Source organism: Methylocystis parvus, assembly GCF_049675845.1.
Classification (GTDB): Bacteria; Pseudomonadota; Alphaproteobacteria; order Rhizobiales; family Beijerinckiaceae; genus Methylocystis; species Methylocystis parvus_A.
Map to the genome: position 1 here is coordinate 3,412,869 of NZ_CP187161.1, position 12,833 is coordinate 3,425,701.

14 protein-coding genes are annotated in these 12,833 nt (G+C 65.5%); 8 read left to right on the top strand and 6 right to left on the bottom strand.

What is annotated here, in order from left to right; translation table 11 throughout:
* Positions 1 to 11 precede the first annotated feature (11 nt).
* From ACPFMJ_RS17665 to ACPFMJ_RS17675, 3 genes are all read left to right on the top strand, one after another.
* Entirely contained in the window at positions 12 to 1,196 is a 1,185-nt protein-coding gene (locus ACPFMJ_RS17665; protein ID WP_424361222.1) for an FAD-dependent monooxygenase, read from the top strand.
* Positions 1,197 to 1,325: 129 nt separating this feature from the next.
* Positions 1,326 to 2,174, top strand: coding sequence for a MipA/OmpV family protein (locus tag ACPFMJ_RS17670; RefSeq protein WP_424361223.1), 849 nt, complete (start codon positions 1,326 to 1,328; stop codon positions 2,172 to 2,174).
* A 458-nt stretch (positions 2,175 to 2,632) separates the two neighbouring features.
* A complete protein-coding gene (locus ACPFMJ_RS17675; protein WP_424361224.1) occupies positions 2,633 to 3,259 on the top strand; it encodes a transglutaminase-like cysteine peptidase in 627 nt (208 codons plus the stop codon).
* A 7-nt stretch (positions 3,260 to 3,266) separates the two neighbouring features.
* Here the strand turns inward: ACPFMJ_RS17675 and ACPFMJ_RS17680 are convergent, their stop codons facing one another.
* Complete coding sequence (locus ACPFMJ_RS17680) at positions 3,267 to 3,536, bottom strand: hypothetical protein (RefSeq protein WP_424361225.1); 270 nt, start codon at positions 3,534 to 3,536, stop codon at positions 3,267 to 3,269.
* A gap of 269 nt (positions 3,537 to 3,805) precedes the next feature.
* Here ACPFMJ_RS17680 and ACPFMJ_RS17685 point away from each other — a divergent pair, with 269 nt between their 5' ends.
* Positions 3,806 to 4,414, top strand: a complete 609-nt coding sequence (locus ACPFMJ_RS17685) for a transglutaminase-like cysteine peptidase (protein WP_424361226.1) — start codon at positions 3,806 to 3,808, stop codon at positions 4,412 to 4,414.
* 9 nt (positions 4,415 to 4,423) lie between these two features.
* Here ACPFMJ_RS17685 and ACPFMJ_RS17690 read toward each other — a convergent pair whose 3' ends face one another.
* Positions 4,424 to 4,957, bottom strand: coding sequence for a gamma carbonic anhydrase family protein (locus ACPFMJ_RS17690; RefSeq protein WP_424361227.1), 534 nt, complete (start codon positions 4,955 to 4,957; stop codon positions 4,424 to 4,426).
* Positions 4,958 to 5,210: 253 nt separating this feature from the next.
* Between ACPFMJ_RS17690 and ACPFMJ_RS17695 the strand changes: the two genes are divergently transcribed.
* The 3 genes from ACPFMJ_RS17695 to ACPFMJ_RS17705 all read left to right on the top strand — a co-directional run bounded on the left by ACPFMJ_RS17695 (position 5,211) and on the right by ACPFMJ_RS17705 (position 9,003).
* Entirely contained in the window at positions 5,211 to 6,866 is a 1,656-nt protein-coding gene (locus ACPFMJ_RS17695) for a heparinase II/III family protein (RefSeq protein WP_424361228.1), read from the top strand.
* 111 nt (positions 6,867 to 6,977) lie between these two features.
* Positions 6,978 to 8,570: a bifunctional phosphoribosylaminoimidazolecarboxamide formyltransferase/IMP cyclohydrolase gene (gene purH / locus ACPFMJ_RS17700; protein ID WP_424361229.1), complete on the top strand. Its 1,593-nt coding sequence runs from the start codon at positions 6,978 to 6,980 to the stop codon at positions 8,568 to 8,570.
* Between the two features lie 118 nt (positions 8,571 to 8,688).
* Positions 8,689 to 9,003 carry a cellulose-binding protein gene (locus ACPFMJ_RS17705; RefSeq protein WP_424361230.1) on the top strand — a complete coding sequence of 105 codons (315 nt, stop codon included), beginning with the start codon at positions 8,689 to 8,691 and terminating at the stop codon, positions 9,001 to 9,003.
* A gap of 32 nt (positions 9,004 to 9,035) precedes the next feature.
* On the opposite strand, the gene ACPFMJ_RS17710 is transcribed toward ACPFMJ_RS17705, so the two are convergent.
* From ACPFMJ_RS17710 to ACPFMJ_RS17720, 3 genes are all read right to left on the bottom strand, one after another.
* Positions 9,036 to 9,308: a YARHG domain-containing protein gene (locus tag ACPFMJ_RS17710; RefSeq protein ID WP_424361231.1), complete on the bottom strand. Its 273-nt coding sequence runs from the start codon at positions 9,306 to 9,308 to the stop codon at positions 9,036 to 9,038.
* 91 nt (positions 9,309 to 9,399) lie between these two features.
* Complete coding sequence (locus ACPFMJ_RS17715) at positions 9,400 to 9,678, bottom strand: hypothetical protein (RefSeq protein ID WP_424361232.1); 279 nt, start codon at positions 9,676 to 9,678, stop codon at positions 9,400 to 9,402.
* Positions 9,679 to 9,897: 219 nt separating this feature from the next.
* Positions 9,898 to 10,176, bottom strand: a complete 279-nt coding sequence (locus ACPFMJ_RS17720; protein WP_424361233.1) for a hypothetical protein — start codon at positions 10,174 to 10,176, stop codon at positions 9,898 to 9,900.
* Between the two features lie 291 nt (positions 10,177 to 10,467).
* Here ACPFMJ_RS17720 and ACPFMJ_RS17725 point away from each other — a divergent pair, with 291 nt between their 5' ends.
* The gene (locus tag ACPFMJ_RS17725; RefSeq protein WP_424361234.1) at positions 10,468 to 11,742 is read left to right on the top strand and encodes a pilus assembly protein TadG-related protein; all 1,275 of its coding nucleotides are present in this window, start codon (positions 10,468 to 10,470) and stop codon (positions 11,740 to 11,742) included.
* Here ACPFMJ_RS17725 and prfA read toward each other — a convergent pair whose 3' ends face one another.
* On the bottom strand, positions 11,743 to 12,813 hold the full coding sequence (prfA, locus tag ACPFMJ_RS17730; protein ID WP_424361235.1) for a peptide chain release factor 1: 1,071 nt from the start codon (positions 12,811 to 12,813) through the stop codon (positions 11,743 to 11,745).
* Between the last annotated feature and the right edge of the window lie 20 nt (positions 12,814 to 12,833).

The window sequence follows — 12,833 nt, forward strand, 5'->3', positions numbered from 1 at the left end:
TCGAGCGTCGCGTGAGCGCCCCCATCGTCGTTGCGGGCGCCGGCATTGGCGGGCTCACGGCGGCACTCGCCCTCGCCCGCGCCGGCAAGCGCGTCCTGGTGCTGGAGCGCGCCCCCAAGATCGAAGAGGTCGGCGCCGGCCTGCAGATCGCGCCCAACGCCGGCCGGGTTCTCGCGGGGCTCGGCCTGGAGGGCGCGTTGACCTCCGTCGGGCTGGAGCCGCAGGCGATCAATATCCGTCGCGGGCGGGACGGCGCCGTTCTGGCGCGGCTCGACCTGTCCGGTTCCCGCGCCCGCTGGGGCGCGCCTTTCCGCGTCTTTCACCGGGCCGATCTTCAGCAGGCCCTGTTGCAGGCGGTCCTTGCCGATCCGGCGATCGAGGTCCGCACCAGCGCGCGCGTCGGCGATTTCGAGGATCGCTCGGGTCACGTCAGCGTGCGCGTCCATGGCGAGGCGGGCGTCGAGGAGGTCGTGGCATCGGGCCTCGTCGGCGCCGACGGCCAGCGCTCGGCCGTTCGCGGCCATCTTTTCCGCACCGAACGCGACGCGCCTTTCTATTCCGGCCTCACCGCCTGGCGCGCGCTCGTGCCGGCCGAGCTCGCCCCGGCGGCGCTGCGGGCGCGCGAGAGCAATCTGTGGATGCTGCCCGGCGCGCATGTTGTGCATTATCCGCTGCGCGACGGCGCGATCATCAATGTCGTCGTCATCGTCGCCGAGGAGCCGCGCTCCGAAGACGGCTCCGCGATTCTCTCGCTCGAAGGGCGGCAACTGGCCCGCGCGCTCGGGGGTAGGCGTCCCGGGGCAGATCTTCTGGCGCTGATAGAAGCCGGCGCGACCTGGCGTCATTGGCCGCTTTTCGCCCGACCGCCTTTGCCCAGTTGGAGCCGGGGCGGCGTCACGCTCCTCGGGGACGCCGCACATCCCATGCTGCCCTTCCTCGCGCAGGGCGCCGCCCAGGCGATCGAGGACGCGCAGGCGCTCGGGGGCGGCTTTACGCAGCTCGGGGCCACAGTGGAATCGGCCTTCGCCGCCTATGAGAAAAACCGGATAGCGCGCGCATCGAAGGTCGTGCGCGCGTCCCGGCGCCAGGGCGATTATTTCCACATGAGCGGGCCGGCGGCGTCGGCGCGCGACCTTGCGATCCGGGTCCTCGGGGGGCGCGGCATGCTCGCGCGAAACGCCTGGCTCTACAATTAGTTGTGGAAGATGTGGCGTAGGGGACACAATCGCCAAGATGCTGACGTTTTAGTTCGGCAAGGAGTGGCCAGACGGCCGCTTGGTTGTTAAAGAACTGTCAAGAATGTTGCGTCAGGGGACGATTTCTCGTTGCGAATCAGAACTCTGAAAATTCTGCTCTCGACGATGGCGGCCTTCCTCTGGGCGCAGGCGCCGGGCGTCGCGGCGGAACTGACGCCGCCGCCCAAGACCGACGCCAATGGCTGGATCGTCACCGTCAGCGTGATCGGCGCGATCTCCCCGAGCTTCCCCGGCTCCGGCCAGGTGCGTCCCTATCCTTTCCCGGCGGTCGCGATTCGCCGCGTCGGCGAGGCGGAAACCTTCTCGACGCCGGACGAAGGCTTCGGCTTCCCGCTTGTCGATTATGCCGGCGTGCGCGCCGGCCCTGTCGCCAACTTCGTCTTTCAGCGCGGACAGCGCGACGGACTTTTCGGTCTGCGCCGCGTCGCGCTGACGCATGAAGTCGGCGGTTTCGTCGAATATCAACCCATCGACCATTTCCGCGTGCGCGCGGAAATGCGCCAGGGCGTCGACGGCCATGAGGGCTTCGTCGCGGCTTTCTACGCCGATGCTTATGAGACCGTCGGACGCTGGCGTTTCTCGGTCGGGCCGCGCCTCAACTTCGGCGACAATAACTACGCCAACGCCTATTTCTCGGTGACGCCTTTCGAGGCGCTCGTGAACGGTCGCCTTCTTCCCTATACGGCGACGGGCGGCTTCACCGCGGCGGGCGGCATGGCGACCATTCGCTATCATGTGACCGACGACTTCGCCGTGTCGATCTATGGCGGCGGCCAGCGCTTGCTCGGCAGCGTCGGCTCCAGCCCGATCCCGAACCTCATCGGCTCGCGCAACCAGTTCAATGCGGGTCTGGCGCTGTCCTATTCGTTCCACGTCGCCGATCCGCTGCAATATATCCCCGCCAATCTGCGCCCCTGACGCCGCCCCGGCAGGCGCATGCGCACGCCCGCGAAATGCGGCGTCTTTTTGTTCGCGCGGACCAAGATATGTCTGCGGCGGGTCCTCAAATCGTTGAAAAATCTCACGCCCCGTAACCGCGCCCGCTCTCCCCGGCGGCTTCGCCGCGCCGTCGCCATAAAAATTACGGGGCGGGGAGGGCCGTTAACCTCCTGAACGCGGTCGTGTTTACGAATGTCGCCGGCGCGTTTACCCACGCCTGCTCGGACAAGAAAAATTCGAGGAATCGTCTCGGCCATGCTCATTTAAAATCAGTATGATGCGTGGATACATCGAATTTTACGCGTTTCGCTTCCGGAAAATTATACTTACCGGGTCCGCGAACAAATCTAAACTCATTCGCGTAAAATGCGGCCGAAATACTTTGAAGGACAGCAAAACAAGAAACCTATTCTCGCCTCATCGAACGGAGACGGGAAATGGTCGGCATCATCGGCAAAGCGGTTGTGGCTCTTGGACTGGCGGGCGCGGGCATGCTGATGGTCGCGACCTGCTCGGCCGGGCCCGACACGTCGAGCTTCGCCGCGGTCGGTCCCGAGACGAGCGTTCCCTTTGGCTGGGTCGATTTCTGCCAGCGGAACGGCGCCGAATGCGACGACGACGTTCGCACGCCTCGCGAGATCAGCCTCGACGCAGCCGCCTTCCGCAAGATCGAACGCATCAACGCCTTCGTTAACAAGAGCATCGCGCCGATCGCCGACGCCGATCATTGGGGCGCGCTCGACCAGTGGGACTATCCCGCGGACGGCAAGGGCGATTGCGAGGATTACGCGCTTCTCAAGCGCCGCATGCTGATGGAGCAGGGCTTCCCGCGCGAGGCGCTGCTGCTGACCGTCGTGAAGGAAAAGAACGGCGACGGCCATTCGGTTCTGACCGTCCGCACGAATCGTGGCGAGTTCGTTCTCGACAATCTCACCGACCAGGTGAAGCCGTGGAAGAAGGCGCCCTATCGCTTCGTGAAGCGCCAGTCCCAGCAGAACCAGAATATCTGGGTCGCCATCGGCGAGCCGACGACCGCCCCGGCCTTTGTGTCGAACCGGCCGTAAGGCTCGGTCACTTCGATTCCTCCCCGACGGGATCGTAATGCCGGTGGACGCTCGGGACCGGGACGGCGTTGCGCCAGTCCACGCCGTTGCGTGTTTTGGCGCCCCGCGCCGCCGGCTTCTGCGGCGCTTCGCCGGTATGGGGCGGCGTGACCTTCACAGTTCCACGCGGCAACGTATCGCGCGATATGGGCGCGAGAACCGTGGGATTAACGATCTGCTGCGCGATCGCGGCCTCGCCAAAGAGAAAGCCGCAGGCCAGACAAACGGCGCCCGCCATTGTTACGCACACTCTCCGACCCGCATTCGCCATAATCGCATTCCTCCCAAGCGGCACGGTAGCACCCTGCCGGCGGTATATCTAGAACATTGATTTTAAAGGAACAGCTCAGCTTCAGGCGCGGTCTTGGCTCGGGCATGCGGCTCAGACGTAAACCATAAGTTAAGACGGTCTTAACGCGCATCTTGGCAAAGGGGCCACAATCGTAAATGATTTCTTAACGGTCGGTTGGCGGTTAGGGTTGCGTTAACATGCGTATCGCGCGTCACATGCTGAAGGCTCTCGCTCTCGCCCTCGCGGCTCTGGGTCTTTCGGTCCTTCCGGCCGCCGCCGGCGCGAAGCTGCCCGTCTCCACCGTTTCCCCGCTGGGCCCCGAGACGAGCGTGCCCTTTGGCTGGGTGGATTTCTGCCAGCGCTATGGCGGCGAATGCGACGAGGCGACGCGCGCCCCGCAGACGATCGAACTGACGGCGGCGACACTGCGCAAGATCGAGGGCGTCAATGCGCTCGTAAACAACAAGATCGAGCCCGTTTCCGACGCCGAGCACGCCGGCGCCCCGGACGCCTGGGACTATCCCGCCGACGGCAAGGGCGACTGCGAGGATTATGCGCTGCTGAAGCGCCGCGTGCTCGTCGAAGCCGGTTTCCCGCGCGCCGCTCTTCTGCTCACCGTCGTCAAGGACGCGCATGGCGACGGCCATGCTGTGCTGATGGCGCGCACCGACCGCGGCGATTTCATTCTCGACAATCTCGCGGACGAGGTGAAGCCCTGGAACAAGACGTCCTATCGCTTCGTGAAGCGCCAGTCGCAGGAAAACCAGAATGTGTGGGTGGCGGTCGGCGCGCCGACCAGCGCGCCGATGTATGTCGCGAAGTGAGCCTGTCGATCAGCCTTTGATCTCGACGAGGCCCTTGGCGTAACGCTGGCCGTTCTCGACATAATGCTTCGCAGACTCGAGGAACTTCGCGCGGGAGTCCGCCCCGAGCTCGCGGACGACCTTGGCCGGCGAGCCGACGATCAGCGAATTGTCCGGGAACTCCTTGCCTTCCGTCACCAGCGCATTGGCGCCGACGAGGCAGTTCTTGCCGATCTTCGCGCCGTTCAGGATCGTCGCGCCCATGCCGATCAGCGTGCCGTCTCCAATCGTGCAGCCATGCAGGATGACATTGTGGCCGATGGTGCAATCGACGCCGATGGTCAGCGGATAGCCCATATCGGTGTGGAGGATGCTGTTGTCCTGGATATTTGTGCGCGCGCCGATGGTGATCCACTCATTGTCGCCGCGCAGCACGCAGTTGAACCAGACATTGGCGTCTTCCTGAAGCTCGACGCGGCCGATGAGGTGCGCGCCGGGCGCCACGAAACAGCGGCCCTCGGCGGGCAGGCGCGGCGCAATTCCATCGAGCGTATAGAGCGGCATCAGTTTCTCCATGAGGGGCTAAAGGCGGCGCGACATTGCCATTTCCGGCCGCGCGCGAAAAGCGTCGCCCTTTTTTGGCGTGGGAGGGGCCCCGCGAGCGGGTTCAGCGCGCAACTGAAAATAGTGTATAAACAGTTGCGGGCGCTTCGCTCTTAGCCGTTGGGCGGGCAATCGCCGGATATTCTGGCCCCTATGGGGCGTTCGGCGAATCGGAGGCAGGGATCTGAACGGCGGCTTGCGTGACAGGATGCGTATGGCCGGCGCCATTGCGGCGAAGGTTTTCGCGCGCAGCGCCGCGACGCCTTATCACGTCGTGAAATCCATGGCGATCACGCCGCCCGAGCGGCTGCGCATCGCGCCGCCCGACATTCGCACCGCCGACCCGACCGTCGCCGACGAAATCTACGCCGGTTATTTCTCCTTCGCGGGCAAGACGCTGCAAAGCTACGGCGAATCGCCCTTTTCGCTCACGCCGCCTTCGGCCGCCTGGCGCCGGGCGCTGGCGGGCTTTTCCTGGCTGCGGCATCTGCGCGCGGCCGACAAGACGCTGTCGCAGGCCAACGCCCAGGCGCTCGTCGCGGATTTCCTCGCGCTGAAAAAGCTGCCTCACGACGATCCGGCGATGGAGCCGGCGGTCGTCGCGCGCCGGCTCTTGTCCTTCTTTTCGCAGTCGCCGGTCTTGCTCGACGGCGCCGAGGCGGAGTTCTACGACGCCTTCATGGTCTCGCTCGCCCAGAGCGCGCGGCTCATCTGGCGCGCCATGGCCACCGGCCAGGCGCAAGGGGCCGACCGGGCGCTCTGCGCCATCGCACTCGCGGAATTCGCCGTCTGCGCCGACACCGGGCGCAAGATCGCGCCGCAAGTGTCTCGCACGCTCTCCATCGAGCTCGACCAGCAAATATTGAGCGACGGCGGCCATATCAGCCGCAATCCGCAGATCGCGGTCGATCTGCTGCTCGACCTTCTGCCGCTGCGGCAGGTGCTCGCGGCGCGCGGCCTGCAGACGCCTGCCTCCATGCTGCGCGCGGTCGACCGCATGATGCCGACGCTGCGCATGCTGCAGCACGGCGACGGCTCGCTCGCGCTCTTCAACGGCATGGGCGCGACCGAGCTCGACCGCGTGGCGAGCGTGCTCGCAAATGAGGACACGCGCGGCGCCGCGCCGCTCAAGGCGCCTTATCTCGGCTATCAGCGGCTCGAGGCTCGGGACGCCGTCGTTCTGGTCGACGCGGGCGGGCCGCCGCCTTTCGAATTTTCATCCGCCGCCCATGCGGGGTTTCTTTCCTTCGAATATTCGCTCGGCATCGAGCGTGTGGTCGTGAATTGCGGCGCGCCCGCGCCCCAGCACGAAGATTTGCGGGAGCTGGCGCGCGCGACGGCGGCGCATTCGACGCTCGTTCTCGACGACCGCTCTTCCGCGCGCATCGCCAGGAGGGACGCCGGGCGCTGGCGCGCCGGCCGCATCCTCGAAGGCCCCGCCCATGTCGGGGTCGAGCGGCGCGAGGAGCTCGGCGCGACGGCGCTCTCGCTCTCCCATGACGGCTACGCGAAAGCCTTCGGCCTGATCCATGCGCGCGAGCTGATCCTCTCCGCCGACGGGGCGGCGCTCGCCGGGCGAGACCGGCTGCTCCCCGCCGAGAGCGGCGGCCCCCCGGGGCCGGCGGAGCTGGACTTTGCGGTGCGCTTCCATCTCCATCCGCGCGTTCGGGCGGTCGAGCTTGCCGAGGCGGTCGAACTCCAGCTCTCGAACGGGGAGACGGTGATTTTCGAAGCCGAGGGCGTCTGGCCGCAGATCGAGGACAGCATATTTTTCGCCGCGCCGGGCGGCGCGCGCAAATGCGCCCAGATCGTGCTGCGCGGAAAGGCCGCGCCGGGCGTGGAGCTGCGCTGGTCCTTCCAGAGGGGGTGAGCGGTTCCGCGTCCAATGGATGTGTGATAAGCGCGGCGCAAATCCGCTAAAGCGCGACGAAACGTCGGTCGGTTTCGCCCATCGCCGCGCCCTTCGAAAGGACTTCAGCCCATGCCGGTCGATCAGCGTAAAATCGCGCGCGCCCTTCTTTCCGTCTCCGACAAGACGGGCCTCGTCGAATTTGCGCGCGCGCTCGCCGGCCATGGCGTCGAGCTCGTCTCCACTGGCGGCACGCGCAAGGCGCTCGCCGACGCCGGGCTCCCGGTGAGGGATATTTCCGATCTCACGCACTTTCCCGAGATGATGGATGGGCGTCTCAAGACGCTGCATCCCAAGGTGCATGGCGGGCTGCTGGCGATCCGCGAAAATCCCGAGCACGAAGCGGCGATGCTCGCCCACGACATCCGCCCGATCGATCTGCTCGTGGTCAATCTCTATCCCTTCGAGGCGACGCTCGCGAAGGGCGCGCCTTTCGAGGAATGCGTCGAGAATATCGACATTGGCGGCCCGGCCATGATCCGCGCCGCCTCCAAGAATCACGACGACGTCGCCGTCGTCGTCGATCCATCCGACTATGCCGCCGTGATGGATGAAATGGCTGGGAGCGGCGGCGCCACGACCCTCGCGACGCGCCGGCGCCTCGCGCAGAAGGCTTTCGCGCGTACGGCGGCGTACGACGCGGCGATCTCGAACTGGCTGGCGCAGGAACTGGGCGAGGCTTCTCCGCCCGTCCGGGCCTTTGGCGGCAAGCTCGCCGAGCCGATGCGCTATGGCGAGAACCCGCATCAGGCGGCGGGCTTCTATCTGACCGGCGAGGCGCGGCCCGGCGTCGCGACGGCCCGGCAGGCGCAGGGCAAGCAGCTCTCTTACAACAATGTCAACGACACGGACGCCGCCTTCGAATGCGTCGCGGAATTCGATCCCGCGCGCGCGGCCGCGGTTGTCATCGTCAAGCACGCCAATCCTTGCGGCGTCGCGGAAGGCGCCTCGCTCGAAGAGGCCTATCTGAAGGCGCTGCGCTGCGATCCCGTGTCGGCCTTTGGCGGCATCGTCGCGCTCAATCGCAAGCTCGATGCGGCGGCGGCGCGTGAGATCGTGAAGGTCTTCACCGAAGTCATCATCGCGCCGGAGGCGGAAGACGAGGCGATCGAGATCATCGCGGCCAAGAAAAATCTTCGCCTGCTGCTGACGGGCGGTCTCCCCGATCCGCGCGCCCGCGGCCTGACTTTCCGCTCGGTCTCGGGCGGCTTCCTCGCGCAGACGCGCGACAACGCCGTCGTCGACGACATGGATCTGAAGATCGTGACGAAGCGCGCGCCGACGCCGCAGGAGCTCGCCGACCTGAAATTCGCCTATCGCGTCGTGAAGCATGTGAAGTCCAACGCCATCGTCTATGCGAAGGATCTCGCGACGGTCGGCGTCGGGGCCGGGCAGATGTCCCGCGTCGACAGCTCGCGCACGGCGGCCCACAAGGCGGGCGAGGCGGCGCAGGCGGCGGGTCTCGCCGAGAGCCTCGCCAAGGGGTCGGTCGTCGCCTCCGACGCCTTCTTCCCCTTCCCGGACGGCTTGCTCGCGGCGGCTGCGGCGGGCGCGACGGCGGTCATTCAGCCGGGCGGGTCGGTGAAGGATAGCGACGTCATCGCCGCCGCGGACGCGCAGGGCCTCGCCATGGTCTTCACCGGCGTGCGGCACTTCCGGCACTAAGTCGCGGAATGTTTTTTACAAAAGTAACCGTCGCGCGGCCGGGGCGCCGCGCGACGATGACATGCGAGTTGAAAGCGCGCTAAGGTAAGGCTCTACTTCCGGTTTCATGGAGCACCGAATGCGTCGCGCTTTTACCCTTTCCCTTGGCCTCGCCCTGGCTTTCGCGCTGATCTCGGGCGACGCTTTGGCGAAATCCAAAAAGCCGGCGCCCGCCCAGCCGCAAGCGGCGGACAGCAATGGTTTCCCCGTTCCGCTGCCGAAGAACCTGACGACTAACAAAGACTGGCTCGACGACGGCGCCGGCGACCCGGCCTCGGGCACGCTGCAGCCCAATGCGCACGCCAATGATAATTACTTCACGCAGCAGCAGCAGTTCTGGCGCAACGATCCGACCCGCAACACCGAAGCGGGCCAGTTGTTCGACGGATTCTGACGCTCTTCGCAGGACGATCGGGCGCTGACGGATTAGTCGCCGCATCCCATGCGCCGCTCCTGCGCGACGATGTCGCGCACGGCGGCGCGCTGGCGGGCCGAGAGCGGCACGTCGTTAATGTCGTCGAAGCTGCATCCGGCGTTGCCGAAGGCGCGAATGGCGCGGGCGGTCTTGAAGCAATAACCCGCGTCTTTGTAGATCTGATTACGCTCGCCCCACAGGCTGGCGCAGGAGGCCTGCGCAAGGGAAGGCGCGAACGCGGCGCCGGCCATGACGGCGGCGATGGCGATAGCGAAATTCTTCATTCCTGAAATCCCCAGACTTGCGCGCCACTGGCATCAGCGGGGCAAAGGGCCGGGTTCCACTTCGCCCCAGCCCTTTTTTCACGATCCAGCATTAGTTGCACACGCGCACGCGCTGGAAGCCGACGACGTCGCCCCAATGATTATAGACCGGGCGGCGGCTCGAATAGCAGTCGTGATAGATGACGCGATGTTCGCTGTAGCCGCCGCCCATGCCGCCCGCAGCCATCGCGCCGACCGCAAAGGCGCCCACGCCGATCGCGGCGGCGGCGCCGTCGCTCACCCAGGCGGCGGCGGGGGCGGTGGTGGAGACGATCGCGGCGCTCGACAGGCCAGCGACGAGAATGGCGGTGGTGGCGAATTTCTTGAACATGACGATCTCCTCTTTTCTGCGTCCCGCAACTCGTTTGCGATGAGATGAGGCTACGGCTCTCCGCCTGGAATGTTCGTGCGTCGGCGCACATGACGCGGCAGCCGGCGTATTTTTTCCAGGAGATGACGACGCCAAAAGCAAAAAGGGCCGGCGAGAGCCGACCCTTTTTTTGATTTGAAATCCATTGTGAAAATTGAATGCTTCTAGCGTCGCTCACGATCAGTCGCAGACGCGCACGCGCTGGAAACCCACGACGTCGCCCCAGTGATTATAGACCGGACGGCGGCTCGAATAGCAGTCGTGATAGATGACGCGGTGTTCGCTGTAGCCGCCGCCCATGCCGCCAGAAGCCATCGCGCCGACGGCGAAGGCGCCCATGCCGATCGCGGCGGCGGCGCCGTCGCTGACCCAGGCGGCGGCCGGGGCGGTGCTGGAAACGATCGCGGCGCTCGACAGGCCGGCGACAAGAATTGCGGTGGCGGCGGATTTCTTGAACATGACCCTCTCCTCTTTCCGGCTCGCAATTGGTTTTGCGATGGGAAGAAGGTAGCCGCCGGGCCCGAGGGGAGCCGTGCGCCCACGCACAGGTCGGCAGACTTTTAACGGCCTTTAAGCTTAACCGCAGTTCAGGGCTTTATCCGCGATCCAAGAAACGAAAATTGGACCGATCGCGGGAAAAGCTGGCTCACCTTGCGGTAGAGCGAGACGATGATGTTGTGCTTTTTTTCCAGCGTCCTTTCCCGGTTGTGCGCGTCCGGTTTCGCCAGAGACCGCGGCGGCAACGTCATCATGATCTTTGGTCTGATGGTCGTGCCGGTCATGCTCTCCATCGGCGCCGCGATCGACTATGGCCGCGCGGCCCAGACGCGAACGACCCTGCAGACGACGGTGGATTCCGCAGCCATCGCGGCGGGCGCCGCCATGCTGAACGGCGGCAATCCGACACAGATCGCCGCCAATTACGTCCAGCAGCGTTTCGCTTATACCGGCCGGACGGTCACCGCGACGACGACCGTGGACGCCAACGCCGGCACGGTGACCGTGCGGGCCGCGACGACGCAGCCCACCGCCGTCATGAAGATTGCGCGGGTGGACACGCTCCCCGTCGTGGCGAGCGCCACGGCGTCGATCGGCGCGGGCGGCAGCAAGAAGACCGAACTCGTCATCTCCTTCGACACGACCGGCTCCATGTCGCAGGGCGGCAGGCTCGCCACCGCGAAACAGGCGGCGAAAGACCTCGTCGACAAGGTGATGAAACTGCCGAGCGGCGCGTCCAATCCCAATGTCAGAGTCGGCTTCGTGCCCTTCACGCGCTACGTGAATGTCGGCGTCGCCTATAAGGGCGCAAGCTGGCTCACCAATTCCCAGGACTACACCGAGACGCTGCCGCAGAATTGCTACGACACCTATCCGCACATCGTCTACGGGCCGCCCTATCGCGTCTCGCAGACATGCTATTCGGATGGCGTCGCCTATGATTGCAGCTACGACACGGCGGACGTGGTCAGCTGGGGAACGCCGGTCAATGTCTGCTACACGCCGACCTACGACCATAAATGGTATGGCTGCGTGGGCTCTCAGGCGAGTCCGGCCGACGAGAATGACCTCGCCAACGCCACCAACAAGGTTCCGGCGCTCTACGACAATACGGATTGTCCGAGCCCGCTCATTCGTCTCGGCAACGACCAGACCGCGATCAACAACGCGATCGACGCCATGAGCGCGAACGGCGAGACCTATATTGCGCCGGGCCTCCTGTGGGGATGGCGGTTGCTCTCGCCCAACCCGCCCTTCGGCGACGGGCTTGGGAGCAGCGCCGCCAACAAGATCCTCGTGCTGATGACGGACGGCGCCAACACCTATGGCGCATCCTATCCGGAGCACAACAGCGCCGACGTCGCGGCGTCCAACGCCAAGCTCGTGAAGGTCTGCACGGCCGCGAAGGGGGCGGGGATCACGCTCTACACCATCGCCTTTCAGGTGACGGACACGACGATCCAGAACATCCTGTCGCAATGCGCGACCGGCGTTCCCTATTACTACGCGCGGCCCGCGAAAAAATGATTACGCGTCGCTCTGCGCGAGAAGCTTCTGCTGATGGTCGGTGGTGAGCGCGTCGATGATCTCGTCCAGCTCGCCCTCCATCACGCGATCGAGCTTGTAGAGCGTCAGATTGATGCGATGGTCGGTGACGCGTCCCTGCGGGAAATTGTAGGTGCGGATGCGCTCCGAGCGGTCGCCTGAGCCGACCTGGCTCTTGCGGTCGGCCGAGCGCTCCTTGTCGAGCCGCTGGCGTTCGGCGTCGTAGAGACGCGAGCGCAGCACGTTCATCGCCTTCGCCTTGTTGCGATGCTGCGAGCGCTCTTCCTGCATCATCACGACGATGCCGGACGGAATATGCGTGATGCGGATCGCCGACTCCGTCTTGTTGACGTGCTGGCCGCCCGCGCCCTGTGCGCGCATCGTCTCGATCTGCAGATCCTTCTCGTCGATAACGACGTCGACCTCCTCGGCCTGCGGCAGCACGGCGACGGTCGCCGCGGAAGTGTGGATGCGCCCCTGCGTTTCCGTCGCCGGCACGCGCTGCACGCGATGCACGCCGGATTCGAACTTCAGTTTCCCATAGACGCCGCGGCCCGTGATTTCCGCGACGATTTCCTTGAAGCCGCCGAGCGCGCCTTCGCTCTCGGAGAGGATCTCGACGCGCCAGCCCTGTAGAGCGGCGTATTTCTGATAGGCGCGGAAAAGATCGCCGGCAAAGAGCGCCGCCTCGTCGCCGCCCGTGCCGGCGCGCACTTCGAGAATGACGCCTTTTTCGTCGGCTTCGTCCTTGGGCAGCAGAGCGAGCTGCAGGGTCTTCTCGGCGTGTTCGAGCCGCTCGCGCGCCTCGTCCACTTCGGCCTCGGCGAGGGCGCGCATCTCTTTGTCCAGCGACGCGTCGGCGAGCATGGCGGCGAGGTCGTCGGCTTCGCGCTCGGCGCCGCGATAGGCGCGGATCGCCTCCACGACCTCGTCGAGGGTCGCGCGCTCGCGCGAGAGAGCGACGAAGGCCTGGCCGTCGGCGCCGCTGGCGAGCTTTTCGCCGATTTCCTCATAGCGGCGCAAAATGAGATCGAGCTTGTCTTGGGCGAACATGCGAGTTTCGGTTTTTCGAA

What these genes read in the sequence shown, in the direction of transcription:
- ACPFMJ_RS17685 (WP_424361226.1), top strand. Translation starts at nt 3,806, where the DNA reads ATGCTGAAGGCTCTCGCTCTCGCCCTCGCGGCTCTGGGTCTTTCGGTC.
- ACPFMJ_RS17695 (WP_424361228.1), top strand. Translation starts at nt 5,211, where the DNA reads ATGGCCGGCGCCATTGCGGCGAAGGTTTTCGCGCGCAGCGCCGCGACG.
- ACPFMJ_RS17725 (WP_424361234.1), top strand. Translation starts at nt 10,468, where the DNA reads ATGATCTTTGGTCTGATGGTCGTGCCGGTCATGCTCTCCATCGGCGCC.
- ACPFMJ_RS17720 (WP_424361233.1), bottom strand. Translation starts at nt 10,176, where the DNA reads ATGTTCAAGAAATCCGCCGCCACCGCAATTCTTGTCGCCGGCCTGTCG.
- ACPFMJ_RS17705 (WP_424361230.1), top strand. Translation starts at nt 8,689, where the DNA reads ATGCGTCGCGCTTTTACCCTTTCCCTTGGCCTCGCCCTGGCTTTCGCG.
- ACPFMJ_RS17690 (WP_424361227.1), bottom strand. Translation starts at nt 4,957, where the DNA reads ATGCCGCTCTATACGCTCGATGGAATTGCGCCGCGCCTGCCCGCCGAG.
- purH (WP_424361229.1), top strand. Translation starts at nt 6,978, where the DNA reads ATGCCGGTCGATCAGCGTAAAATCGCGCGCGCCCTTCTTTCCGTCTCC.
- ACPFMJ_RS17680 (WP_424361225.1), bottom strand. Translation starts at nt 3,536, where the DNA reads ATGGCGGGCGCCGTTTGTCTGGCCTGCGGCTTTCTCTTTGGCGAGGCC.
- ACPFMJ_RS17715 (WP_424361232.1), bottom strand. Translation starts at nt 9,678, where the DNA reads ATGTTCAAGAAATTCGCCACCACCGCCATTCTCGTCGCTGGCCTGTCG.
- ACPFMJ_RS17710 (WP_424361231.1), bottom strand. Translation starts at nt 9,308, where the DNA reads ATGAAGAATTTCGCTATCGCCATCGCCGCCGTCATGGCCGGCGCCGCG.
- ACPFMJ_RS17675 (WP_424361224.1), top strand. Translation starts at nt 2,633, where the DNA reads ATGGTCGGCATCATCGGCAAAGCGGTTGTGGCTCTTGGACTGGCGGGC.
- prfA (WP_424361235.1), bottom strand. Translation starts at nt 12,813, where the DNA reads ATGTTCGCCCAAGACAAGCTCGATCTCATTTTGCGCCGCTATGAGGAA.